This window comes from Synechococcus sp. A15-44, from assembly GCF_014280115.1.
Lineage (GTDB): Bacteria > Cyanobacteriota > Cyanobacteriia > PCC-6307 > Cyanobiaceae > Parasynechococcus.
Window position 1 is genome coordinate 789,691 of sequence record NZ_CP047938.1, and the last position, 20,890, is coordinate 810,580.

The 20,890-nt window shown below is 56.2% G+C and carries 20 protein-coding genes and 1 other RNA gene; 5 read left to right on the forward strand and 16 right to left on the reverse strand.

Annotation, left to right across the window (positions count from 1 at the left end; translation table 11 throughout):
* Positions 1-71 precede the first annotated feature (71 nt).
* Genes SynA1544_RS04360 through SynA1544_RS04375 form a run of 4 tightly spaced genes read right to left on the reverse strand, consistent with a single transcriptional unit; the run spans position 72 to position 5,339 of the window.
* Positions 72-791 (reverse strand): hypothetical protein, encoded by a 720-nt coding sequence (locus SynA1544_RS04360; protein WP_186514952.1) that lies wholly within the window; start codon positions 789-791, stop codon positions 72-74.
* Positions 788-3,013 carry a CHASE2 domain-containing protein gene (locus SynA1544_RS04365; protein ID WP_186514953.1) on the reverse strand — a complete coding sequence of 742 codons (2,226 nt, stop codon included), beginning with the start codon at positions 3,011-3,013 and terminating at the stop codon, positions 788-790. Before SynA1544_RS04365 ends, SynA1544_RS04360 begins: the two co-directional genes overlap by 4 nt.
* The gene (locus SynA1544_RS04370; RefSeq protein WP_186514954.1) at positions 3,013-4,032 is read right to left on the reverse strand and encodes a hypothetical protein; all 1,020 of its coding nucleotides are present in this window, start codon (positions 4,030-4,032) and stop codon (positions 3,013-3,015) included. Before SynA1544_RS04370 ends, SynA1544_RS04365 begins: the two co-directional genes overlap by 1 nt.
* Complete coding sequence (locus SynA1544_RS04375; RefSeq protein ID WP_186514955.1) at positions 4,029-5,339, reverse strand: hypothetical protein; 1,311 nt, start codon at positions 5,337-5,339, stop codon at positions 4,029-4,031. Before SynA1544_RS04375 ends, SynA1544_RS04370 begins: the two co-directional genes overlap by 4 nt.
* 872 nt (positions 5,340-6,211) lie before the next feature.
* Between SynA1544_RS04375 and SynA1544_RS04380 the strand changes: the two genes are divergently transcribed.
* Positions 6,212-6,985: a hypothetical protein gene (locus SynA1544_RS04380; protein WP_186514956.1), complete on the forward strand. Its 774-nt coding sequence runs from the start codon at positions 6,212-6,214 to the stop codon at positions 6,983-6,985.
* Between the two features lie 238 nt (positions 6,986-7,223).
* Here SynA1544_RS04380 and SynA1544_RS04385 read toward each other — a convergent pair whose 3' ends face one another.
* Together SynA1544_RS04385 and SynA1544_RS04390 are read right to left on the reverse strand one after the other, a co-directional pair.
* Positions 7,224-7,463, reverse strand: coding sequence for a hypothetical protein (locus SynA1544_RS04385; RefSeq protein WP_186514957.1), 240 nt, complete (start codon positions 7,461-7,463; stop codon positions 7,224-7,226).
* A gap of 651 nt (positions 7,464-8,114) precedes the next feature.
* Positions 8,115-8,384 (reverse strand): hypothetical protein, encoded by a 270-nt coding sequence (locus tag SynA1544_RS04390; protein ID WP_186510609.1) that lies wholly within the window; start codon positions 8,382-8,384, stop codon positions 8,115-8,117.
* A 65-nt stretch (positions 8,385-8,449) separates the two neighbouring features.
* Between SynA1544_RS04390 and SynA1544_RS04395 the strand changes: the two genes are divergently transcribed.
* Together SynA1544_RS04395 and SynA1544_RS04400 are read left to right on the forward strand one after the other, a co-directional pair.
* On the forward strand, positions 8,450-9,679 hold the full coding sequence (locus tag SynA1544_RS04395) for a glycosyltransferase (protein ID WP_186514958.1): 1,230 nt from the start codon (positions 8,450-8,452) through the stop codon (positions 9,677-9,679).
* 31 nt (positions 9,680-9,710) lie between these two features.
* Positions 9,711-10,469: a sugar transferase gene (locus tag SynA1544_RS04400; RefSeq protein WP_186514959.1), complete on the forward strand. Its 759-nt coding sequence runs from the start codon at positions 9,711-9,713 to the stop codon at positions 10,467-10,469.
* Between the two features lie 7 nt (positions 10,470-10,476).
* Here the strand turns inward: SynA1544_RS04400 and cbiB are convergent, their stop codons facing one another.
* The 5 genes from cbiB to SynA1544_RS04425 form a co-directional block, all read right to left on the reverse strand.
* On the reverse strand, positions 10,477-11,496 hold the full coding sequence (gene cbiB, locus SynA1544_RS04405; RefSeq protein ID WP_186514960.1) for an adenosylcobinamide-phosphate synthase CbiB: 1,020 nt from the start codon (positions 11,494-11,496) through the stop codon (positions 10,477-10,479).
* 119 nt (positions 11,497-11,615) lie between these two features.
* Positions 11,616-12,611, reverse strand: a complete 996-nt coding sequence (gene ilvC, locus SynA1544_RS04410; protein WP_114988451.1) for a ketol-acid reductoisomerase — start codon at positions 12,609-12,611, stop codon at positions 11,616-11,618.
* A 62-nt stretch (positions 12,612-12,673) separates the two neighbouring features.
* The gene (locus SynA1544_RS04415; RefSeq protein ID WP_006851781.1) at positions 12,674-13,276 is read right to left on the reverse strand and encodes an ATP-dependent Clp protease proteolytic subunit; all 603 of its coding nucleotides are present in this window, start codon (positions 13,274-13,276) and stop codon (positions 12,674-12,676) included.
* 53 nt (positions 13,277-13,329) lie between these two features.
* Positions 13,330-13,998, reverse strand: a complete 669-nt coding sequence (locus tag SynA1544_RS04420) for an ATP-dependent Clp protease proteolytic subunit (RefSeq protein ID WP_114988632.1) — start codon at positions 13,996-13,998, stop codon at positions 13,330-13,332.
* Between the two features lie 24 nt (positions 13,999-14,022).
* The gene (locus tag SynA1544_RS04425; protein WP_115008736.1) at positions 14,023-15,180 is read right to left on the reverse strand and encodes a PIN/TRAM domain-containing protein; all 1,158 of its coding nucleotides are present in this window, start codon (positions 15,178-15,180) and stop codon (positions 14,023-14,025) included.
* 39 nt (positions 15,181-15,219) lie between these two features.
* Between SynA1544_RS04425 and hemW the strand changes: the two genes are divergently transcribed.
* Entirely contained in the window at positions 15,220-16,425 is a 1,206-nt protein-coding gene (gene hemW / locus SynA1544_RS04430) for a radical SAM family heme chaperone HemW (RefSeq protein WP_186514961.1), read from the forward strand.
* Here the strand turns inward: hemW and panB are convergent.
* Complete coding sequence (gene panB, locus SynA1544_RS04435) at positions 16,337-17,152, reverse strand: 3-methyl-2-oxobutanoate hydroxymethyltransferase (protein WP_186514962.1); 816 nt, start codon at positions 17,150-17,152, stop codon at positions 16,337-16,339. The genes hemW and panB overlap by 89 nt on opposite strands.
* Before the next feature lie 43 nt (positions 17,153-17,195).
* On the opposite strand from panB, the gene ffs reads away from it, so the two are divergent.
* Positions 17,196-17,293: signal recognition particle sRNA small type (ffs, locus tag SynA1544_RS04440), an RNA gene on the forward strand.
* 41 nt (positions 17,294-17,334) lie between these two features.
* On the opposite strand, the gene ftsZ is transcribed toward ffs, so the two are convergent.
* From ftsZ to SynA1544_RS04460, 4 genes are all read right to left on the reverse strand, one after another.
* Positions 17,335-18,444: a cell division protein FtsZ gene (ftsZ, locus tag SynA1544_RS04445; RefSeq protein WP_115008739.1), complete on the reverse strand. Its 1,110-nt coding sequence runs from the start codon at positions 18,442-18,444 to the stop codon at positions 17,335-17,337.
* Positions 18,445-18,561: 117 nt separating this feature from the next.
* On the reverse strand, positions 18,562-19,407 hold the full coding sequence (locus SynA1544_RS04450) for a cell division protein FtsQ/DivIB (RefSeq protein WP_255477720.1): 846 nt from the start codon (positions 19,405-19,407) through the stop codon (positions 18,562-18,564).
* Entirely contained in the window at positions 19,395-19,805 is a 411-nt protein-coding gene (locus SynA1544_RS04455) for a hypothetical protein (protein ID WP_114988446.1), read from the reverse strand. Before SynA1544_RS04455 ends, SynA1544_RS04450 begins: the two co-directional genes overlap by 13 nt.
* 23 nt (positions 19,806-19,828) lie before the next feature.
* Entirely contained in the window at positions 19,829-20,881 is a 1,053-nt protein-coding gene (locus SynA1544_RS04460; RefSeq protein WP_186514963.1) for a D-alanine--D-alanine ligase family protein, read from the reverse strand.
* Positions 20,882-20,890: the final 9 nt, after the last annotated feature.

Here is a 20,890-nt window from a genome sequence, read left to right on the forward strand (position 1 = left end):
AGTTAGGGCTATTGTCAAAATTAATTGAACCAAATAATGACTCTGCCGGGCTGCTAATAATTTTATCTGCTTCATTCTTTACAGCCTGCAGCTAGCTCATTTGTTAAATGTTGTTTGTTGGTTGAATTCAAGCTGAAAAGAATATTCATCTTTATTTCTGGTGAGCCCTCTTTAAGGATTTCTTTTTTTCGAACAGTAGTTGTTTGTTGTGAGTTGAATTCTCTGAGTAATGCCTGAGTTGCTTTCATTTGTTTCGGCTCCTCACTAATCAGTAGTACTTCTACCTTTTCGCTCGCCGGTGAATGAATATTTCTGAATTCAAGAATATACTTTTCATTTGGTCCAATTGGTTTAATTGGCCATTTTAGAGGCGTCTTAACCGCTTCTGTAGAAGATGACAAAGCTTGGAAGAGTATTTTTTTATTTCTATCTGCCTCTCGGATTTTCAGCTCATTGAGTAACGACCCTGTAATAATAATTGGATTGGCGATGCTTGTGGTGGCGATATTTTTTTGACCCTTTTTCTTTAGGACAGGATTTATCAAGCAGATATATGATTTTGTATGTAGTGCGCTTCGACTGCCGGCGGCTGCTACATTTTGTGGAAGACCAATTAAACTCCGTATGATCTGAGCTAAGGATTTATCAGTTATATTGGAAAACTCTGAAGAGCTGCTTTCTTGGGCTAAGGCTGTTGATTGAGCTGACAATGCTCCAATTATTATTAATAAAGCTCCAGTAATTAGTTCTGTTTTATGGAGTCTCATCCTAATTGTCATTTTTCTCTTCATTTGCGACTTAATGTGATTGTACAGAATGTTGCTATGGGAACTAATATTGGTATTAGTATCAACCCACTAATAGTCCATTGATAGCAGGCCCAAATAAAGATAAGTGAGATGATGCCGACTGCTGCTACTCGTATCTTCCTACTTTGTATTCCTGCTGCTGCCAATACTCCAACTCCAGCTGATAAAAGAGTTGTCATTGCCGAGGATGCTGGCATCAACCAATGTCCCATGTGAATACTTTGAGCCATCACACCTTGAACCATGACACCTGGAATACTACCTAGCGGAAGTTGCCAGCTTTTGATGGCTCGTATCGCTGCAGAGGGTGGGTTAAATAAGTCCGGATGCTGAAGGCTGAACTGGCCATCCGTACCGATAAGAAGAATTTCTGAATTAAGACTATTTAGTTCATTTACATCAATACGATATATTAGATCTTCCCAGGGTATTGACCAGTCAATAATCGCATCTGTAGGTATTGTTGTTGAAGGCTTTTGAGAAAGCTGGCTGGAAAAGAAGTCACTTGTGATCGGGGCTTTAATTTGTAGAGGTGCTTGGTTTCTTTGAGAGTCTTTAAACCAACCTGGATCAGTGTTTACAGCAAGATTATATGACTCAAGCCCCGCTTTTCTAAGTATAGGAACTGGTTTCGAAAGTGTACCGGCCCCCTCTGCATTACTCCATTCACCGAAATAACCTGCGAATAGCTTTGGACGTTTCTGTTTTGTTATAAGTGAAGCAAGTTGTTGCGTCGCGACTGGCTCTATCGATGGTTCATCTAGTACCAGGTCTAAACCTATTAAAGGCACTTTTTTTGGTGGAACTCTCTCTAGTACCTCTTTTATGGCTGCTCGAGAAATACGTTTTTGATTGGGATTAATTATCCCTTGTAGGCCTGGGAAAGTCTGTTGCGGGTATGCATCTGTGGCTCCACGGTGCGTTTGATTCAAAAGGATTAAATGAGTCAAGTTGAGTGCTGGATATGCCCGTCTTTTCTCGAGGATGAGTACCGGTAATGGTTTTGTTGTAGGACCTGGCTGCTGAGTTACATCACGATAGACCCGCTGTAGGCGAAGTCTCTGGTTCAGCAGGCCATGATTTATGGGATTCCATGGCACGACATCATTAAAAGCTCCTATGGCTGCGGCAGTTGCAGCCGTGATTAATTGAGTTTTTGTCGAGCTCCTAAGTCTTCGGAGGAATTGTCTTCTCTTGCGAAGCGGGAGTTTGAAGGGTATGGCTGTGCTTGTACTGAGGGTGCTCAGCAAAAAGGCTGTACTACTTTTGCCGTCTTGATTTAAATTTTTCCTCGTTTTGTCTACTGCGGCAATCAAGTCAGAACCTTGTTCTAGGGCTACAAGAATCTGATGGAAGCTATTTGCAGCATCTTCTGATGGAACAACCTCCCGGAAGCAAACAGCCCAGCTGACGCCAAATTCGAGTGCTCTAGTGCTCCAATCAAGTCCACTGCAACTGTTGAGGAGAATAAGTCGGAGTCCATTGCCGACTGCAGTTTTGAGTTGCTGATCTACGGCTTTTGCGCTGAGCCAGCTGTTATCTCCAAGATGCAGCCGCCCACCATTGTTGGGGTCGCTTTCTGAATGACCAAGAAAAATCAGTGCATCCCAGCCTTTTGGATCTTCTAGCTCTTTCCGGATTTCACTGGGGGAACATTCCTGTCCTCTTAAAATCTTTAATTCAATCCGTTTATCGTTCTTTTGTTTTTCTAGTCGTCTAACTTCGCTACTGAGGTCTAATCCATCTTCATTGCCTACAACTAGTAAAAGCCTTGGCTTCCGGTTTGACTGGGTTTGAATTGCTCCAGTTGTTCCATTATGTTGAACGCGCCATAGTGGTCGATTTTCTGTCCAGCTTTCCCAAGGTAATCGTGTCAGGTCTGAAAGTTCAGTGTCAATCCACAGGCGAATCGGTATGCCTGGGTTTGTTGTAAGAGCAATTTTCAGCTCACTCCATTCATGGCTACTCAGCCATATCTCCAGTTCATTGGTCAGTCGGTCTTTGTAGTTCTGGAGCACATCCTCAGGCACAAGGCTCCCTTTGCTGTCGTGGTTGGCAATAAATCGCCGTAACCATGCGTCATAGCTTTGATTCAGTCGCTTATTCGGTGTGACGCTAAAGGTTGTGCTCAGACCTCGTCCTGTAAGGAATGCAAGGACTTGTCCATCTCCTTGTTGCTTGAGGTGGAGATCTAGGGTCTCCATTACTGCGGTATCTCCAGCGCTGGAAGAGTGACTGATTTGGAGTCCGGATAACTTACTTTTACTTCAATTGGTTGTTGGCCATTTTCAAACACTAGTTCCAGTGCTGTATCCGTTGCACTCGTTTTTTCTTGCTTCCAGTCTCCTTGCTTAGCTTGTAGTGTTAGTCGTTCGGGCAGAAGGTCTCCAGTCTGTTCAGCAATCAAACGCACGAACAGTTGGTTGATTGCGTCTGTACCAGAGGGGATAAGTAATAGCTGAAAGCGCTCAATACATTTTTGTGCAGTTTGCCCCGTGTATAGCTGGCCGTCATCTAAGCCCATTGGTATGGCCAGTACAGCTAGCGCCTCAACACTGGCGTCCACAGCACTTCGAAAGGTGCCCGCTGTTGCTGGTATCAGTCTTCCGCCCAGGTCCAGGAGCATTTCGTCGACATTTCCAGTTAGCCAATCCAGTACAGATGTGATGGGTCCTGAATAGGCAGATGATCCAACCAACTCTTTTCTGCTGATTGCACCAGGTTGAAGTAACTGCACAAATGTCAGAAGCCGCTCCATACCTCCTTTGAATTCTGAAATAGGGACTTCAAGCTCTGAATCCGCTGTCATCTTTTGATCTTCTTGGACTTCTCTGAACCACTGCCGAAACTCCTCGCCTGTGAGTAAGCCAGGAATGTGCACGACCTGGCTTTCCTCATCAATGCGTCCCACTACCAGTAATTGTGGTGCAGCTCCGTCGCGATACCAGTGAGCCAGGGGAACAGGGATTACATCTGTCGTGAATCCACAGGTCAGTAGTTGTACAGCGATCTGGTTCAGGCTCAACAGGCGCTGTGGATTATTAAGGTCCAAGGCTGGACCAATTGTCCAGTTGAGATTCTGGGACTTGAGCCTGGCTTGCAGGGCCTCGAGCACCATCTCCCTTGGAGACACTGCGTTACCTTCCGCAGGTAGAAGCACTGCATCAATCGGCAGTGGCACAAGGTCCAGGGGGGCTAGTGGTTGTGAGTTTGCGTTGGTCATGCTTGCGGGAGGTATGAGCGGATCCAACGGCGTAATGGAGCTACATCACTGTCTTGTTCTGGGCAGAGCAGGTGATTCCTCAGTGCTTCCACCATCCGCTCGGCACCCTCTGGATCCATCTGTATTTGCTTGAAAGCGTTATGTCGACTCAGCTCTGTGGCGGCCCCTAAAGCGATCGCGTGTGACAGGGTTTTTTCCTGCAACAGCTTGCTGACCCAGGCTTGTTTGTGGTCACACCGGCTTGCGATGTCACGTTGCCCCATCCCGTTGCTGTAAAGCTGCCATGCCAGCAACCGATTCGGATCTCGTTGCCATTTGCGTTGATCCTTTTCGATGGCGACCTTGATCTGCTCTGCAGCGCTTTTTTGGAGTGCTCCCTGGATCAGTGTGTTCAGGTCAACATCACTGGTGCTTCTGTCGGGTTCAGATAGTTCATCCAGACTTCTCGGATCTGGGATCGCTGCTTCTTCACCGTCTTGGAACAGGCTGGGCTTCAGTGCCAGAAAGCGACGAATCGCCTGATCTAACTGACGTAGGGCGTTGTCGTTCTTTTGTGGCGGGGCCAGGGATTCAAGAAATGCTGAGTCGGGTATCCATCCAGAACTCTTGCCGACCTCTTGCTTGTAGGTCTCCTTCGCTGGCCAGTACGCCTTGAGATAGCTGGCGTGCAGCTCAATGACCTGCTCAGCGTTCATGGCCCCTTCACCGCATTGCTCCCAGGCTTCTTTGACGCGCTTGGGACTCGTATCAGCAATCAATGCCCATGGTGAGATCAGCATTAGTCCACAACTGCGGAGGTAGTGCTTCAGTTCTCTGTTGCCTTGGACGAGTGTTTCGGTCCAGCTTGGTAAGGCACAGCGGGTTGAGTCGTAGCTGCGCAATATGTCCGCTGCCAGCGGTTTGACCTCTCGCTGAGGCATTGCGCTGATCGTCTCCCAATCAAAAGGCAGCCTTTGGGTTCTGATCTGGCCATCGCTGCTTTGTGATTTCTGCCTGATAACGAGCTCACCTCCGTCATCTAGGACGCATGCAGCCATTTCTTCTAGCTCAAGCTCATGTTGGTCGCGATGCTTGGCATGCATGGCTCTTAGCTTCTTGGCTACAGCAGCACTGACTCTGCAGCGCAGGCAGAGCAAAGGCAGTGGCTCTGAGGAAGCTTTTGCTGAAGAGATCAGCCGTTCATCAAGTTCAGGGCTGGCCTCGAGGTCAGCCCAATCTTTTTCTTCTAGGTATTTCTGCGCGTTGTTGTTGGCATTGCGGATGATTCCGGCCGGCCCAGGGAGGAATATCTCGGTGTAGAGGGGCATGACCTGACTCTTCACAACTTGATTTTGGCAGTACTGGCCTCGTTTTTCACGGATTGGAATCAGTTCGTTGCTGCCAGAACAAGGAGGGGGTGCCCGGGGCGCTCGCCCCTCAACCATCTTCAAAGCATGAGCAATCAGAGCAAATTCACTGACAAGGAGAAGCAAGTTCTTGCAGACATCGCAACTCTTGGTCTTATTGGTGTTAGTGCCTTCGTGATGCCACATCTTCCTCTATTAGGTGGTGTCCTATGGGCACGGGACGTTATCAATCGTCCATCCAAGTGATCTTTATAAGAAAGTTCGTAGCCTTGGCTTGATTGATGCCGGCTCAGTTCTTGCGATTAGTGCATTGGTTGTAGCTTGCATTGGAGCCGTGGCTGCATGTGTTCTTGATATTTCTTAAACAGCTGACAAACAGTCCCGATGAAATCGCATGAGGTTATCGTCAGTTAAATTCCTAAGATGTCCAGTTCTTGAATATTCAAGATGAATGGTATTTATCATTGGCTTTTTCTCTTCTTCGTAGTTATTAGTCTATAGGCTTCGGATGTCTATGGAAAAGATTTCTCTTGGCTTTTCTGGCCTGAGGCTTTTCATTTGTAATCCTTGACTATTGATTTTGGCCTTTTCTTGGCCTTGTCAAGGTCTCTGTACTATTAATTGTTTTATTTGAGTATGAATTCTTTTGATTTCTCTGACTTTGATCAGTCTTTTGATTCTCAAGGTTCTGAATCTTGTTGTGAGTTTGATTTGGCTCAGGCTTTGAGCCTTAATTACATCGCTCAAGGAGTTGACCCAATGCAAGCCGTTATGGAGGCTCAACTGCAAGCACCCTTGATCAAGCCTTTTCTCATCTCCTGATCTGATTAATGATGACCATTTTTTCCCCTAATTGTTCTTCTTCCATTCATGCTCCTGCTGAATTTTATGCTCCTTACGCTGATGAAATGCTTTCGGTTGCAAGAACGACTTGTGGCTTCCAATCCCGAGATGTTTTAAGACGTATTGTTTCTGGTGAGCAGCAGAGGATTAAAGAGGAACAAATGCTGTGGCGAGTAGGTGGTGCCTTGCTCGGAGCAGCTTTTGGATTCAGCGATGGCTTTGAACTAACTGATCTGTTTGTCGGAATGGCGGGTGGATCGATTGGTGGTTTGGCTCATGATGTCATGAGTAATCATGATCGTCGATTTTTAGAGCAGTGCCAGGCACTATGGCTGGTTGGTGCTCACTCACCATTGGAGTTGGCTCAGCGCTTAGGTCCCGCAAGATCCAGGATTTTACTTTTTGATTCCTCTTGGCAATCACCTGTTATTTTTAACCATCACCGTGGTTCACGTGGCGATCATCTGGTGCCATTAGGTAACGCGCGGAATTTGGCTAATGGTTTTGCTGATGAAAGGAGTCTGGAGGTTTTGAATCGCTATTTTGATGCGTCTGAATTAGAGACTCTTGAAGCGCAGCTTTATCCAATAGCTGATCAGGTAGTCAGTGTTCAGAGCCTTTCCAGTCTTTCTAATTCAGATGCACTCGCCAAAGATTTATATGCCCAATCCTTTATGCGGAAAAGTCAACCGGTCATGATCCAGGTAAGTGGATCTGAAGTTGTTGGATATCAAATACCAATTCCTGCTACCAGCGATTTTTAATTATGTACCTTCCTGTGTCTGTAATGAGCTTTTCTTCTTTGAAAATTCATCGAGTTCGTCGTTCTTTAGGTACCGCTGGAGTGTTGGCACTTGCTTTTTCTGGAGGACCATTCGGTCTGACTTGGCTGGCTGCCACGACCTCAGCTACTTTTTTGGCTTTGCTTTCCATCAGGTCTCTGCAGGTGACTAGAAAAAGTTCTTGAGCTGCATGGCTCTTGTCTGCTGCAGCACTGACCCTTCAGCGCAGGCAGGGCAAAGGAAGTTGCTCTGACGATGCTTTTGCTGCAGAGAGCAGTCGTTCATCAAGTCCAGGGCTTGCTTCGAGGTCAGCCCAATCTTTTTCTTCTAGGTATCTCTGCGCTTTCTCCTTGGCATTCCGGTTGATGCCGGCCGGCCCAGGGAGAAAAATCTCGGTGTAGAGGGGGCATGGCCCGTCTCTCCGCAACTTGATTTTGGCAGTACTGGCCTCGTTTTTCACGGATTGGAATCAGCTCGTTCCTGCCAGAACAAGGAGGGGGTGTCCGGGGCGCTCGCCCCTCAACCATCTTCAAATCATGCGTGCTGCACTTCTTGGATTGCTCGTGGCTCCCCTTCCTCTTCTTGCTCCTGGGAACGAAGCCAAAGCCTTCCCCCTATATGGACCGTCTGAGTCAGTGATGTGTGCAGCGGTTGGCAATGATCCTATGCATCGTGCTGTCCTTGGTTGTCCGAGGGTTGTTCACATTCCCACCACCTCTCCTGGCACCGTTCTGCGGATCACTGCTCCATCCGAATCAGTCATGTGCGCGGCGGCGGGTAATGATCGAATGTTGCTTGCTGTTCTGGGTTGCTGAGTTAATCGCTGCATCTCTCCAGGAACGGATCGCTGGCCTCACATAATCACTGTGTTGTGAGATGTGTTGTGAGAAATATCTTAACCATTTGGCAAATGCTTTAGAAGTGCTTGCCTAAATAGGTTTTTGTGCTTGGTTGGACTTTCACCCTCTCCGTTTATGTTGATCGCTGAATAGGTCGAATAAAGAGATTGCTTGATTAAGAGTTCATGAATCAAGCCCTCTAGTGGCTTATCGCAAATGCTTGAACATCGAACTTGTTAATTGGGTTTTTAGGGGATACTTCTGTGCTGTTTTTATGAATGAAACAGCAGAACCAGCCCCTGCTCCACTTGATGAAATTCTCGTTCCTCTCGGCTGAGGTCGAGCCCCACATTGAGCCCTTCTTTGAGTGCGTCCTCAAAGGGCGGTGTTGATGGCGGAGCGCTGTCAATCCAAAGTGCCGCTATCCCCACCGCTGTGGCATGCCAACGGAATCGGCTCGTTGTGCCGATGTCCGGTTCATTCAACGCCTCCTCCAGGAGGATGTTGATGGTGATGTTCGTGCTGGACATGTGCACCAGCATCGTGATCTTGGCCTGCTCCTGCAATGAGCTGAGAGACTTCGTAGCGTTCGCTTGACTCCAGAGGGATGGTCTCGGCTTCGGATCACCTCCCGCGGCGCATCGCTCTGGTTCATGAGTGGTTCTCGCCTCGCTCAAGCGGGGGCTCGGAACAGGTTGTTCAAGAGGTTGATTCTCTGCTGCGCAGCCTCGGCTGCGAGCCGCAGCTGGCGGCCCTGGTCGACGCCGAATCTCAACGGCCGGGCAGTTGGTTGCACGCACGATCCGTTCTCACCAGCCCGATTCAGCGTCTGCCCTGGGGGCCCAGTCATGTGCAGCAGTACCTGCCGCTGTTGCCCTATGCGATCGAACAGATCGATCTCGGCGCTGCTGAGCTGGTGATCAGCAGCAGCCACCTTGTGGCCAAGGGTGTGCTCACCGGTCCAGAGCAATTGCATGTCAGCTACGTGCACACCCCAGTGCGTTACGCCTGGGACCAGATGCATGCCTATCTACGCCGCTCGGCCTTGGCGCGGCGTGGTCTCGGCCCCTTGATTCGCTGGCAGTTGCATGCCCTTCGGCAATGGGATCAACTCAGTGCTCAGCGGGTGGATCACCTCATTGCCAACTCCCGTTTCACGGCCCGACGAATCCGCAAGTACTGGGGGCGCGAAGCCAGCGTGATCCATCCTCCTGTGCAGGTGGAGCGCTTTCGCTGGAACGCCGATCGAGGCGACGTTTACCTCTGTTTGTGCCGTTTGGTGCCTTACAAGCGGGTTGATCTGGTGGTGGATGCCTTTAACCGTTTGGGTTTACCTCTTCTTGTGGTGGGGGATGGACCAGAGCGGGGACGGTTGGAGGCTCTGGCTGGTCCCACGGTCACGTTGCTGGGCCGTCAGTCCCAGCAGCAGGTTGTAGAGCTCATGGGTCGTTGTCGGGCCTTTGTGTATGCCGGCCTTGAAGACTTCGGCATTGCTCCGGTGGAAGCGATGGCCTCCGGAGCGCCGGTGATCGGTTTGGGCCGGGGTGGTTTGTTGGACACCGTGCGTTGTGCGGCTGCCGGGATACCTGGCCCCACTGGAGTGTTGTTCCCGGAACAAGCCGTGCAGTCGTTGGTGCAGGCCGTGGAGTGGTTTGAGCAAGAACGTCTTTGGCGTTCCCTCGATCCGGAAGCCATTCGTGCGTGGGCCGAGCGTTTTCGGCCGGAAGCCTTCGCTGCGCGCTTTGAATCCGCTCTCCGAAACGCTTGGAGCACCCATCAAAGGGCCTGTGCCGTTGCAGCGAGTGACCCTGCGGAGATGCCAGGGCTCCGCTTGTGACGTTGAGTGTGGTGAGTCCCAGGTTGAGCCTTTGACCTCGGCCTCCCGGCCTTCCTTGATTCAGACCGCAGGTCGCACGTCTCGCCGTGGCAAGTACAAGCCACACCTTGCGCTGATCTCAGCCCCGCCATCGGTTCTGTCGACCGGCACGCTGATCCGCCATCAGAATCGTTGGGGCCGCGTCTTTAAGCGCACCGGAGACATTGTTTTTTCTCTGGCCGTACTCAGCATCGGTTCCCCGGTGTTGCTTCTTCTTGCGGCATTGGTGAAGCTCAGTTCGCCAGGACCTGTGTTTTACGTCCAGCGGCGTGTGGGCCGGAGCTACCAGCGTTTTGGCTGCATCAAGTTCCGCACCATGCGGGCGGATGCTGATGCCGTTCTTGCGCGTGTTCTGGAGGCAGATTCCTCGTTGCGCGCTGAGTTTGAGCGTGACTTCAAGCTCAAGAGTGATCCCCGAATCACTCCCGTGGGTCGATTCCTCCGCCGCTCGAGTCTTGATGAGTTACCTCAGTTCCTGAACGTTTTGCGTGGGGAGATGAGCGTTGTGGGGCCACGTCCGATTGTTGACAAAGAACTTGTGCGTTATGGCCCCTACATGGACGAAGTTGCTTCGGTCCGTCCTGGGTTGACCGGGCTTTGGCAAGTGAGTGGCAGAAACAACCTGAAATACAAGAAACGCGTCAAGCTTGATCTGGCTTACGCCCGTGGTCGTTCCTTCGGTCTCGACTGCGCCATCATTCTGCGCACGTTCGGTGTGTTGCTCCTCCCGATGGATCGTGGTGCTTACTGAGTCGTGTTCAGCGGCTGATCGCCCATTGGATGATCACAAGACTACTGAGCCAGACAATCTCCAGCCGGCTTGATGCCTTCAGAACACTTTTGACGAGGGTCACGTTTGGACAGGCTTGGCCTGCCCCCAGCAGTGGTTTCTGAACCAGGCGCTCTCCATACCTGTTTTCGCCGCCGAGTTGGATCCCGATGCAGTGGGCATAGATCGCTTCTGAACGACCTGCATTGGGGGATGGATCCGCAGAGCCATCCCGTTCTGCCGCCTGCACCCGTTGCACCCATTGCGTCCAGGGTGGGCAGACCAGGGGCAGCGTCAGCATGACCATCCGGCAGGGCAGCCAGGTGAGCAGATCATCGAGGCGTGCGCCGGCTGTCCCCAACCAGCGCAGCCGGCCGCTGCGGTACCCGAGCATGGAATCCAGCGTGCTGCTGGCCTTGAAGCCCCAGGCCAGCGCCAGCGGACCAGGGCCAGAGGGCAGGACCATCCACAGCAGGGCACCGATCCCCATCCAGAACAGCGGTGCGAACACGCCATCCACGGCATTCTCTGAGGCTGTTTCAGCTGCGGCCCTGAGCAGTCCCGTGCGATCCAGACTCTGAACGTCGCGTCCAACGATCCAGCTCAAGTTCCGGCGGGCTGGTTCGAGATCCCCCTCCGCTGCTGAGGGCAGTGCATCCACCACGGCGAGCACACTGTCCTTGAGGCTGCGAGCCGCCAGGGCGCTGGCGAGGCTCAGGGTCAGTACCGGAATGCTGAGCCATCCCCATGGGGAGGGAAGCCACAGCAGCCGCTCCAGACACCAACCCGTCAGAACACTGCCAAGCACCACGATCAGGCTGATCAAGCCTCCCCCGATCCGCAGCTTGATCGGATGGTCCCCCGCCCATAACTCGACCCAATGGCGCAACTGCTGAATGCTCCACCCCATCACCACCACGGGGTGGAGCCACCGGCGCGGGTCACCGATCAGCCGATCAAGCACGGCTGCCCCGATCACCAGCAGGCCTCCCAACGCTTCTGAACTCATGGGAGGGGCGTGGCCAGAAACCAACAAAAATCCCCGCTCTGCACCGTTAGGGCAACAGAGCGGGGGGTGAGCTGAGTGATGGTGTCTGATGCCACCGGCTGTTCAGCGCTTGCGCTGGATCAGGCGTCCTTCAGCCAGCTGAACATCGAGCGCAGGCCTTTGCCCACTTTCTCGATCGGATGCTGTGAATCACGGTCGCGCACCTTCTTCATCTCTGGCTTGCCGGCTTCGCATTCGGCCACGAAGTTTCTGGCGAAGGTGCCGTCCTGGATGTCTGCCAGAACGCGCTTCATCTCGGCCTTGGTGTCGGCGGTGATCAGACGGGGGCCGCTGACGTAGTCGCCGTACTCCGCGGTGTTGGAGATCGAATCGCGCATGGAGGTCAGTCCTCCCTTCACCATCAGATCCACAATCAGCTTCACTTCGTGCAGGCACTCGAAGTAAGCCAATTCGGGCTGGTAGCCCGCTTCCACCAGGGTCTCGAAACCAGCCTTCACGAGTTCAGACAGACCGCCGCACAGCACAGCCTGCTCACCGAACAGGTCGGTTTCGGTCTCTTCCTTGAAGTTGGTCTCCAGAATGCCGGCACGGGTGCCACCGATTCCCTTGGCGTAGGCCATTGCCATGCCGCGGGCGTTGCCGGAGGCGTCCTGTTCGATGGCGAACAAGGCGGGCACTCCTTGGCCGTTCTGGTACTCCCAACGCACGGTGTGGCCAGGGCCCTTCGGGGCGATCATCACCACATCCACATCGGCGGGGGGCTTGATCAGCTCGAAACGGATGTTGAAGCCGTGGGCGAAGCTGAGCACCTTGCCTGCACTCAGGTGGGGTGCGATTTCCTTCTCGTAGACGTCCTTCTGGAATTCATCGGGCAGCAGGACCATGATCCAGTCGGCCTTGGCTGAGGCATCGGCCACGCTCAGCACTTCAAGGCCGTCCGCCTTGGCTTTCTCGGCGGAGCGGCTGCCGTCATAGAGGCCCACCACCACGTTCACGCCTGAATCCTTCAGGTTCAGAGCGTGGGCATGACCCTGGGAGCCATAACCAATGATGGCCACGGTCTTGCCGTTCAGCAGACCGAGATCGGCGTCGGAGTCGTAAAAGAGCTGGGCCATCCGGGGCGGGCTTGCGGAACACTGCAGTGGACGAGCTTACGCAGCGGCCTGCCCCGTTCGGTTCAGGCCTCGTTCGGATGGGAGATGACGCGGTCGATCAGGCCGTATTCCTTGGCTTCTTCGGCGCTGAGGAAGTAGTCCCGGTCGGTGTCCTTCTCGATCTTCTCGAAGCTCTGGCCACTCATGTCGGCCAGGGAGCGGTTGAGCATCTCCTTCATCCGCAGGATCTCCCGTGCTTCGATCTCGATGTCACTGGCCTGGCGACGGCTGGTGCCGCCGAGGGGCTGGTGAATCATGATCCGGCTATGGGGCAGGGCGACCCGCTTGCCTTTGGTGCCAGCCGCGAGAAGGAAGGCACCCATGGATGCAGCAAGGCCAACGCAGATGGTCACCACCTCGCTCTTGACGTATTGGATGGTGTCGTAAATCGCCAGTCCAGCCGTGACGGAGCCGCCGGGGGAGTTGATGTACAGGTAGATCGGCTTGCTGCTGTCTTCCGAATCCAAATAGAGCATCTGGGCCACCAGGCTGTTGGCGATGCCGTCATTGACCTCAGAGCCGAGGAAGAGGATCCTCTCCACCCCGAGACGGGTGTAGATGTCGACCCAGCGCTCCATCTGGCTGCCGGGCAGGCGGTAGGGAACGCTGGGGGTACCGATCGGCATGGTTCAGAACGTTGATGAAGGAAGAGCAGGAGGGTTGGGTCTGATGCCGTCGGTCAGACGGGGGGATTGCCAGGCAGGTCCTTGCGGCTACTGAGCACGCGGTCGATCAGTCCGTACTCAACGGCTTGTTGAGGGGTGAGGTAGCTCATCCGGTCGGAGTCTTTGCTCAGCTCCTCCACAGAACGACCTGTGTTGGTGGAGAGGATCTCGAGCATCGCCTGCTTGTTGTGCAGCACTTCCTTGGCCCGGATCTGGATGTCCGTCGCCTGGCCGCGGGCGCCGCTGCGGGGCTGGTGCAGAACGATGGAGGAGTGAGGCAACGCGGCCCGTTGACCTTTGGTGCCTGCCGAAAGAATCACTGCCGCCGTGCCCATGGCCTGGCCGATGCAGATGGTGTGCACCGGAGGCTTCACATAGCGGAGGGTGTCGCAGATGGCGAAGGCTTCGGTCTCGAATCCGATCGCATCACCCGAGTACCAGCTGGTGCCTGTGGAGTTGATGTAGAAGTAAATCGGCTTCTCTGGGTTGTCAAACTCCAGATAAAGCAGCTGAGCAATTATCAGCTCAGTCACATCGATGCCCATCTGACGCTTGGCGTCGTCGTCAGAGAACAGGGGCAAGCCCAGGTAGACGATCCGCTCCTTGAGCAGGAGTGAGGGAAGGTCAGGAGGTGGTGTGCGCATCACGGCGCTGTCGCCGTAGTACGGGGCTGAAGTTGTCATCTCCACCATCGCGGTGGGGCGAGCCTAGCCGGGGTCAGCGGGCTTGCGGTTGCTGGTTTTGGCCGGTTTTCCCTGACTTTTCGATTTGGATGAGGGCTTGGTGTCCGTTGATGCATCGTTCTCGTCCAACCGTGCAAACACCATGCGGCCGGTTGGGGTTTGCAGGGCACCGGTCACCACCACAGGTTTGCGTTGGCCGATCAGCGATTTCGCCTCGTTGACCACCACCATCGTTCCGTCATCGAGGTAGCCGACACCCTGGCTGTCCTCCTTGCCCTCTCGCACGATCTTGAGTTTGAGCTCGTCGCCGGGTTGCACTTCAGGCCGCAAAGCGATCACCAGCTCACTCAGATTCATCACCTTCAGGTCTTTGACTTGGGCCACCTGCGCCAGGTTGAAGTCTGCGGTCACCAGCGTGCCGCCGGTGTCGGATGCCAACTGCAGCAATCGGTCGTCCGTTCCCTTGCCGTCGTAACGGGTGCTGTTGATCACCAACCGCCGCCCGTAGGTTTCCCGCAGATCCTTCAGAAGCTTCAGGCCACGTCGGCCCTTGGCCCGCTTTTCGATGTTGGTGGAATCCGACAGCTGCTGCATCTCATCGATCACCGATTCGGCAACGATCACCTGCCCTTCCAGCAATCCGCAGGCGAGCATGCCGCGGATCCGGCCATCGATGATCACGCTCGTGTCCAGGATCTTGGCCGTGGCGGGGGTCAGCACCCCATCAGCCACCAGCAGCGCCTCCGTGCTCGCGGGATTGAACAGGCGCAGCAGCGTGCGGCCGTGAACTTCCGCCAGGTTGCTTCCGAGAATGCCAAAAAAGACATTGCTCACCACCGCCAGAAGGGGTTTGAGCAGAACAATTCCTCCGGAGAACGGAAGCAGCAGAACAGGCAGCAGCAGCAGGTTGGCCACCAGCAACCCCAGGATCAGGCCGACAGCCCGGCTCACCAGCAGATCGGTGGGCATGGTGCGCACCTGTTGCATCAGGCGCACCCGCAGCTTTTTGAATACCAGGCCTGCGATCAAGCCAATGCCACCGCCAGCTCCGCTGAGCTGGAGACGCAACTGTTCAGCATTGGTGGTTGCACTCACCAGGCCGTCGGGCAGCAAGTGAATCCCCATCCACCCGGCAGCTGCACCGGAAACCACAAACAGAAGCAGGATGAGCGGATCCACCATGGGTTCAGGTCGTGGCAGCTCGATCCGGATGCCAGCAGCATGCCTTATCCCATCCCGCCCCGCAGCGCCTACCTCCACATTCCCTTCTGCCACCGGCGCTGTTACTACTGCGATTTCGCCGTGGTTCCCCTGGGGGACCAGGCCCGAGCCGACAACGGGCCTGGCAGTCGCTCGATCCGTGAGTACCTGAGCTTGCTGAATCGGGAAATCGCCTCTGCCCCAGGCGGTCCTCCCTTATCCACCGTGTACATCGGCGGGGGAACGCCATCGCTGTTGTGCCCCGATCAGATCGGAGCACTGATCGATGCCTTGGCCAACAAATTCGGTCTTCAACCGGGTGCGGAAATCACCCTGGAGATGGATCCGGCCACCTTTGATGCCGCGCAGTTGGCCTCCGTTCTGGCCCATGGCGTGAATCGCATCAGCCTGGGGGGGCAGAGCTTTGATGATGCGGTGCTCGAGCAGCTGGGGCGTCGGCATCGCCAGAGCGACCTCCATGCGGCGATCGACTGGCTGGTTCAGGCCTGGCGCGATGGCGCGCTTCGGTCCTGGAGTCTCGATCTCATCCAGAACCTCCCGGGCCAGACCCTGGCCGGGTGGGATGCGCAGTTGGATCAGGCCATTGCCAGTCAGGCTCCCCATCTCTCGATTTACGACCTCTCGGTGGAGCCGGGCACGGTGTTTGAGCGCCAACGAACGCTTGGCCTGTTGCAGCTGCCGGAGGACGACCTGGCCGTTGCCTTGATGGAGCGGACCACACAACGGCTGGCGGCTGCTGGACTCAGCCGCTACGAGATTTCCAACCACGCCCGTCCGGGCCATGCCTCCCGTCACAACCGGGTGTACTGGAGCGGTGCCGGCTGGTGGGGTTTTGGCATGGGAGCGACATCAGCACCCTGGGGGGTGCGTTTGGCGCGACCCCGCACCCGCGCCGCCTACGCGGAATGGCTGGATCATCCTCCTGAGGAATCAGTCGCCGAGGCTGGACTCCCCCTGGATGATCAATTGCTGGTGGGTCTGCGGCGCCGGGAAGGAGTGACCCTTCAAGGTCTTGATGCCGATGCCCTGGTGCGCCGCTGGCAACCGTTCGTTGAGCGTGGATGGCTGCAGCAGCGGGCAGGCCGTTGGTGTCTCACCGACCCCGAGGGCATGGCCCTCAGCAATCAGGTGCTGATTGAGGTAATTCTGTGGTGGGAAGAGTGTTGTTCCGGGTCTGCTGGACCCAACCCTTCAACGCGTCGATGAACAGGCGGCGGCCATCCACCAGCGCTGGGCTGAAGGGAGGTTGTTTGGCGGTGAGCCCCAGCAGGTCTGCGGTGACGCGCACCTGGCCGTCGCAGCCGTCACCTGCCCCGATGCCGATCACCGGGATGGTCAGCGCCTGCTGCACCCGGCACGCCAGATCGGCAGGAACATGTTCCAGCACCAGGGAGAAGCAGCCCTTCTGCTCGAGGGTGCGCGCCTGATCCACCAGGCGTTCCTGGCTAATGGCGTCCGTGGCCTGGCGCCTGTACCCCAGGCGATGCACGGCCTGCGGGGTGAGGCCCAGATGCCCCATCACGGGAATGCCCATGCGTACAAGACGGTCGATCACCGCGACAACCTCGGGTTCCGCCCCCTCCAATTTCACCGCCGCTGCGCTGGACTCCTTCAACAAACGCCCTGCAGCCGCCACGGCGCGGTCTTCGCCGCACTGGTAGCTGAGAAAGGGCAGGTCACAGACCAGCAGGGGCTGATCGGCCGGCATGGCCGTCAATCCCCGGGCGACCGCCTGGGTGTGATGGAGCATCTGGTCCAGGCTCACCGGGAGTGTTGTGGCATGGCCCAGCGCCACCATCGCCAGTGAATCACCGATCAGCAGCACGTCTGCACCGGCGGCCTCGGCCAGAGCTGCAGAGAGGCTGTCCCAAGCGGTGAGCACGGCGATGGGTTGGCCCTTCTGCTTGAAGCGGGTCAGATCAGAAGGACGCATGCAGCTTCAGAACCCCTCGGGGGCTCATTGCTAGCATTCGGCCGATTCGGGCCCATGCGGCTCTGACGCCCAAATCTGGTCAGGACCGGAAGGGAGCAGCCACACGGGATGCTCAGGGCAGGCGTGGGTTCCGGGTCACCACATTCAAAAGAGCTGTCAGACCGTGGGGTCTGACAGCGATCTCACAAGCTGCCGTTGTCCTGTTGCTGACGGCGACGCAGGAACTCAGGAATGCGGGCGCCGTTCTCTTCGGGCTCCCCACGATTCAGCATTCCGGGCACGGAGCGGCTGCGCTCGCTGCGGTACGGCTGCTTGTTCTCAAAGCCTGTAGCGATCACCGTCACGTGGATCTCCCCTTCGAGGGCCTCATCCACCACAGCGCCCACGATGATGTTGGCTTCGGGATCGACAACGTCGTAAATCACCTCGGAAGCAGTGGTCATGTCCTCCAGGGTCATGTCCTTACCACCGCTGATGTTGATCACACAGCCCTTGGCGCCATCGATGCGCTCGGTTTCCAGCAGCGGGCTTGCAATCGCGGCTTGGGCTGCTTCCACGGCTCTTGAGCGACCGGAACCGATGCCAATGCCCAGCAGTGCTGTGCCTGCTTCGGTCATCACAGAGCGAACGTCAGCAAAGTCAACGTTCACCAGGCCCGGGCAGGTGATGATGTCGCTGATGCCTTTGACGCCCATGCGCAGGACGTCGTCCGCACTCCGGAAGGCTTCCTGAAGGGGAGCTCCGCCGATGGCATCACGCAGGCGGTCGTTGGGGATCACAATCAGGGTGTCCACGTGTTCCGCCAACCGAGCGATGCCTTCGTCGGCCTGACGCATGCGACGACGGCCCTCGAAGCTGAACGGCTTGGTCACGATGCCCACGGTGAGAGCACCGACTTCACGGGCGACTTCGGCCACCACTGGTGCTGCACCAGTCCCTGTTCCACCGCCCATGCCAGCGGCAATGAACACCAGATCGGAGCCCTGCAGTGCATCGTGCAGATCCGTGCGGGATTCCTCAGCTGCCTTCTGGCCGATGGTGGGGTTGCCGCCGGCACCCAGTCCGCGGGTCAGGGTCTGCCCCAACTGCAGCCGTTGCTGGGCCTGCGACTGGATCAGGGCCTGGGCATCGGTGTTGAGAACGCGGTATCCAACCCCTTCAAGGTCGCTGAGGATCATGCGGTTGACGGCATTGCTGCCGCCACCTCCAACGCCGATGACCTCGATGCGGGCGGACTGGCTGGGCTGGATACCAGCTGCCGTGAAAGACCCTGAGCCGCTCACCATCTCCATCGTCGAGGCAGAACCGTGTGGTTGCGTTGCATTATGTCCCTGAAGCCTTGTCTCGGTTTCAACAGATCACAAACCAGGAGCTGAGGTTGTGGTCTCCAGATTTTCCACCCGAAGGTTTCAGGGTTCAGTTTTGGGCTGCTTGGGGGCGGGTGGCGCCGGCAGTTGCAGTTCCGGGCGGTCCGGATTGCTGAGATCAAGGCTGCTGTGATGGGCCCCGCGCAGGTGCTTTGGCAACGTCCTGTTCAGATGGAGGATCGTTTCGATCTGGGTGTTTAAGAGGGCCGGTTCGCCACCGAGATCAATCCGGCCAAGCTCGGTGGTGATCAGACTGATGTTGCCGTCGGGATCAAGCTCGATGGCTTTCAGCATCCCGGCGAAGCGATTCCGTTGTTGCAGCAGCGCAGCGACCTGACCGCGTTGCGGGCTATTCCAGCCGCGCACCATGATCTCCGTGAGCGGATCTGCTACTGCGTCGCTCAGGGGTATCCATTCACCTGCGGCGTTGAGCAGCCCCCGTTCGCGTCCAGCGGGTCCCCGACGCTCAGCGCGTGCGATGGGAATCTCTGGCTTCAGGCTGATGACGAGGCGAGCGGGGAACATCCGGCGCTGCACGTGAGCGCTGTGAACCGGTAAGACCCCGATCAGCTGTTGTTCCAGCTCCCTCGGACTGACCTCCAGCAGGGGTGAGGGAAAGCGAAGCTTGGCCGCCTCGATCACCTGATTGCTCTCAAGGCCAGCACCTCCGGTCAGGATGACTGCCTCAGGGCTCCGCAGAGTCCAGCCGTGGCGCAGCAAGATCCAGCTGAATCCGCCACTGAGCAGCAGCAAGGCCACAAAGCGCCAGAGCTGAAGCAACAGGGTCTGGCGGCGCTGCCGGCGCAAGTCCCGGCGCCGGGCGACCTGCGCGGAAACCGGCCTTTGGGAGGATTTGTTGTTGGTCGAGACCCGGCTCACAGGTCGCATCGGGCCCGTGCCATCAGCTGCTCACCCCAGCTGCGCGCGCGGTCGGCATCAGAGAAGGGCACATCCATCTGCAGATCTTTCCCGATGAGGCGCAGCCGACAACGCCCCTGGGATTCGTCGGTGAGGGGCGCATCACCGGACGCCAGCGACATCAGCTCCACAAGCTCGAGTTTGCAGACGTCAAACGAGCCCTGATCCTGAAAACTTCCCGCCTCGAAGCTGCTCCAGTGCAGTTCACCGTCTTTCAGACGGGCACCACCACAACCATCGAGCTTGGCGAGTTCGGAGCCTTCGGCCCAGGTGCGAAACAGGTTTTGGCGCCGCCGTTCCAGCCATCCGAGCGACGCCAGCAGCACAAAGGCCAGCAGCAGAGGAAACCAGAGCAGTCCGTGGCTCATGGGTTAGGCGAAGGACGCTGCGTTCATTCTCCTGCGGTTTGGATCAGTTTGTGCACCAACTGTTCGAGTGTTACGCCGCTGGCCGCCCAGAGCATCGGGAACATGCTCTGGGCCGTGAAACCAGGCAGGGTGTTGATTTCGTTGATCCAGAGCTGATCGTTGGCGTCGTCGTAGAAGAAATCCACCCGACCCATGCCGTTGACGCCCACGGCAGCGCAGGCCTGCAGGGCCTGGGCGCGGATGCGGTCAGCCACGTCATCGGGTAATGGCGCGGGAATCAACGTGGTACTGCGCCCTGCGGTGTATTTCGTCTCGTAGTCGTACCAGTCCGCATCAAAACGAACCTCACCGATCACCGACGCTTCGAGCATGCGTCCCCCTAGGACGGCGCATTCCACCTCTCGGGCGTTGACGCCCTGCTCCACCACCAGCCTTGGATCGAGCGCTGCAGCCTGATTGAGGCCTGCTTCCAGTTCTTGGCGGGAACGCACCTTGCTGATGCCCACTGAGGAGCCGAGATTGGCGGGCTTCACAAAGCAGGGGTAGTTCAGTGCGCGTTCAATCCGATCCATGAGGGCCGATCGGCTGATCGCGTTCTCGAGTTCGGATGCGTGCAGGGCCACATAGGGCACCTGGGACAGCCCGGCGCTGGCGAAAGCAGATTTCATCGCCTGCTTGTCCATGCTGACGGCTGAGCCGAGCACGCCGGCACCAACGAACGGTTTGCCGGTCAGCTGGAACAACCCCTGAATGGTGCCGTCTTCTCCATTGGGACCATGCAGCACTGGGTACCAGAGGTCGACCGCATCACATCCCTCCGGGAACCCCTGGAATCCTGATGGGGGCAGAGGTGGGTTGAGATCCGGTGCGGTTTCGGAGGCCAGGGTTGCTTCGGACAGATCTGTTCCCCACCAGCGACCATCGCGGTCGATGTAGATCGGCTGCACCGTGTATCGCTCTCGGTTCTGCCCGCTGCGCAGGCCTCGGACGACGGTCGCCGCAGATCGGATCGACACGTCGTGCTCTCCAGAGCGGCCTCCAAAGACGAGCCCGACCGTGATGGGACTGGACGGCATGAATGCGGC

Excerpts from the sequence above, each read along its gene's own strand:
- SynA1544_RS04370 (WP_186514954.1), bottom strand. The coding sequence starts at position 4,032 with ATGACCAACGCAAACTCACAACCACTAGCCCCCCTGGACCTTGTGCCA.
- cbiB (WP_186514960.1), bottom strand. The coding sequence starts at position 11,496 with ATGAGTTCAGAAGCGTTGGGAGGCCTGCTGGTGATCGGGGCAGCCGTG.
- SynA1544_RS04390 (WP_186510609.1), bottom strand. The coding sequence starts at position 8,384 with ATGCTGGTGCACATGTCCAGCACGAACATCACCATCAACATCCTCCTG.
- hemW (WP_186514961.1), top strand. The coding sequence starts at position 15,220 with ATGCCTTATCCCATCCCGCCCCGCAGCGCCTACCTCCACATTCCCTTC.
- SynA1544_RS04375 (WP_186514955.1), bottom strand. The coding sequence starts at position 5,339 with ATGCCCCTCTACACCGAGATATTCCTCCCTGGGCCGGCCGGAATCATC.
- SynA1544_RS04415 (WP_006851781.1), bottom strand. The coding sequence starts at position 13,276 with ATGCCGATCGGTACCCCCAGCGTTCCCTACCGCCTGCCCGGCAGCCAG.
- SynA1544_RS04380 (WP_186514956.1), top strand. The coding sequence starts at position 6,212 with ATGACCATTTTTTCCCCTAATTGTTCTTCTTCCATTCATGCTCCTGCT.
- ftsZ (WP_115008739.1), bottom strand. The coding sequence starts at position 18,444 with ATGGAGATGGTGAGCGGCTCAGGGTCTTTCACGGCAGCTGGTATCCAG.
- SynA1544_RS04450 (WP_255477720.1), bottom strand. The coding sequence starts at position 19,407 with ATGCGACCTGTGAGCCGGGTCTCGACCAACAACAAATCCTCCCAAAGG.
- SynA1544_RS04420 (WP_114988632.1), bottom strand. The coding sequence starts at position 13,998 with ATGACAACTTCAGCCCCGTACTACGGCGACAGCGCCGTGATGCGCACA.
- panB (WP_186514962.1), bottom strand. The coding sequence starts at position 17,152 with ATGCGTCCTTCTGATCTGACCCGCTTCAAGCAGAAGGGCCAACCCATC.
- SynA1544_RS04395 (WP_186514958.1), top strand. The coding sequence starts at position 8,450 with ATGGTCTCGGCTTCGGATCACCTCCCGCGGCGCATCGCTCTGGTTCAT.
- SynA1544_RS04365 (WP_186514953.1), bottom strand. The coding sequence starts at position 3,013 with ATGGAGACCCTAGATCTCCACCTCAAGCAACAAGGAGATGGACAAGTC.
- SynA1544_RS04360 (WP_186514952.1), bottom strand. The coding sequence starts at position 791 with ATGAAGAGAAAAATGACAATTAGGATGAGACTCCATAAAACAGAACTA.
- SynA1544_RS04460 (WP_186514963.1), bottom strand. The coding sequence starts at position 20,881 with ATGCCGTCCAGTCCCATCACGGTCGGGCTCGTCTTTGGAGGCCGCTCT.
- SynA1544_RS04455 (WP_114988446.1), bottom strand. The coding sequence starts at position 19,805 with ATGAGCCACGGACTGCTCTGGTTTCCTCTGCTGCTGGCCTTTGTGCTG.
- SynA1544_RS04425 (WP_115008736.1), bottom strand. The coding sequence starts at position 15,180 with ATGGTGGATCCGCTCATCCTGCTTCTGTTTGTGGTTTCCGGTGCAGCT.
- ilvC (WP_114988451.1), bottom strand. The coding sequence starts at position 12,611 with ATGGCCCAGCTCTTTTACGACTCCGACGCCGATCTCGGTCTGCTGAAC.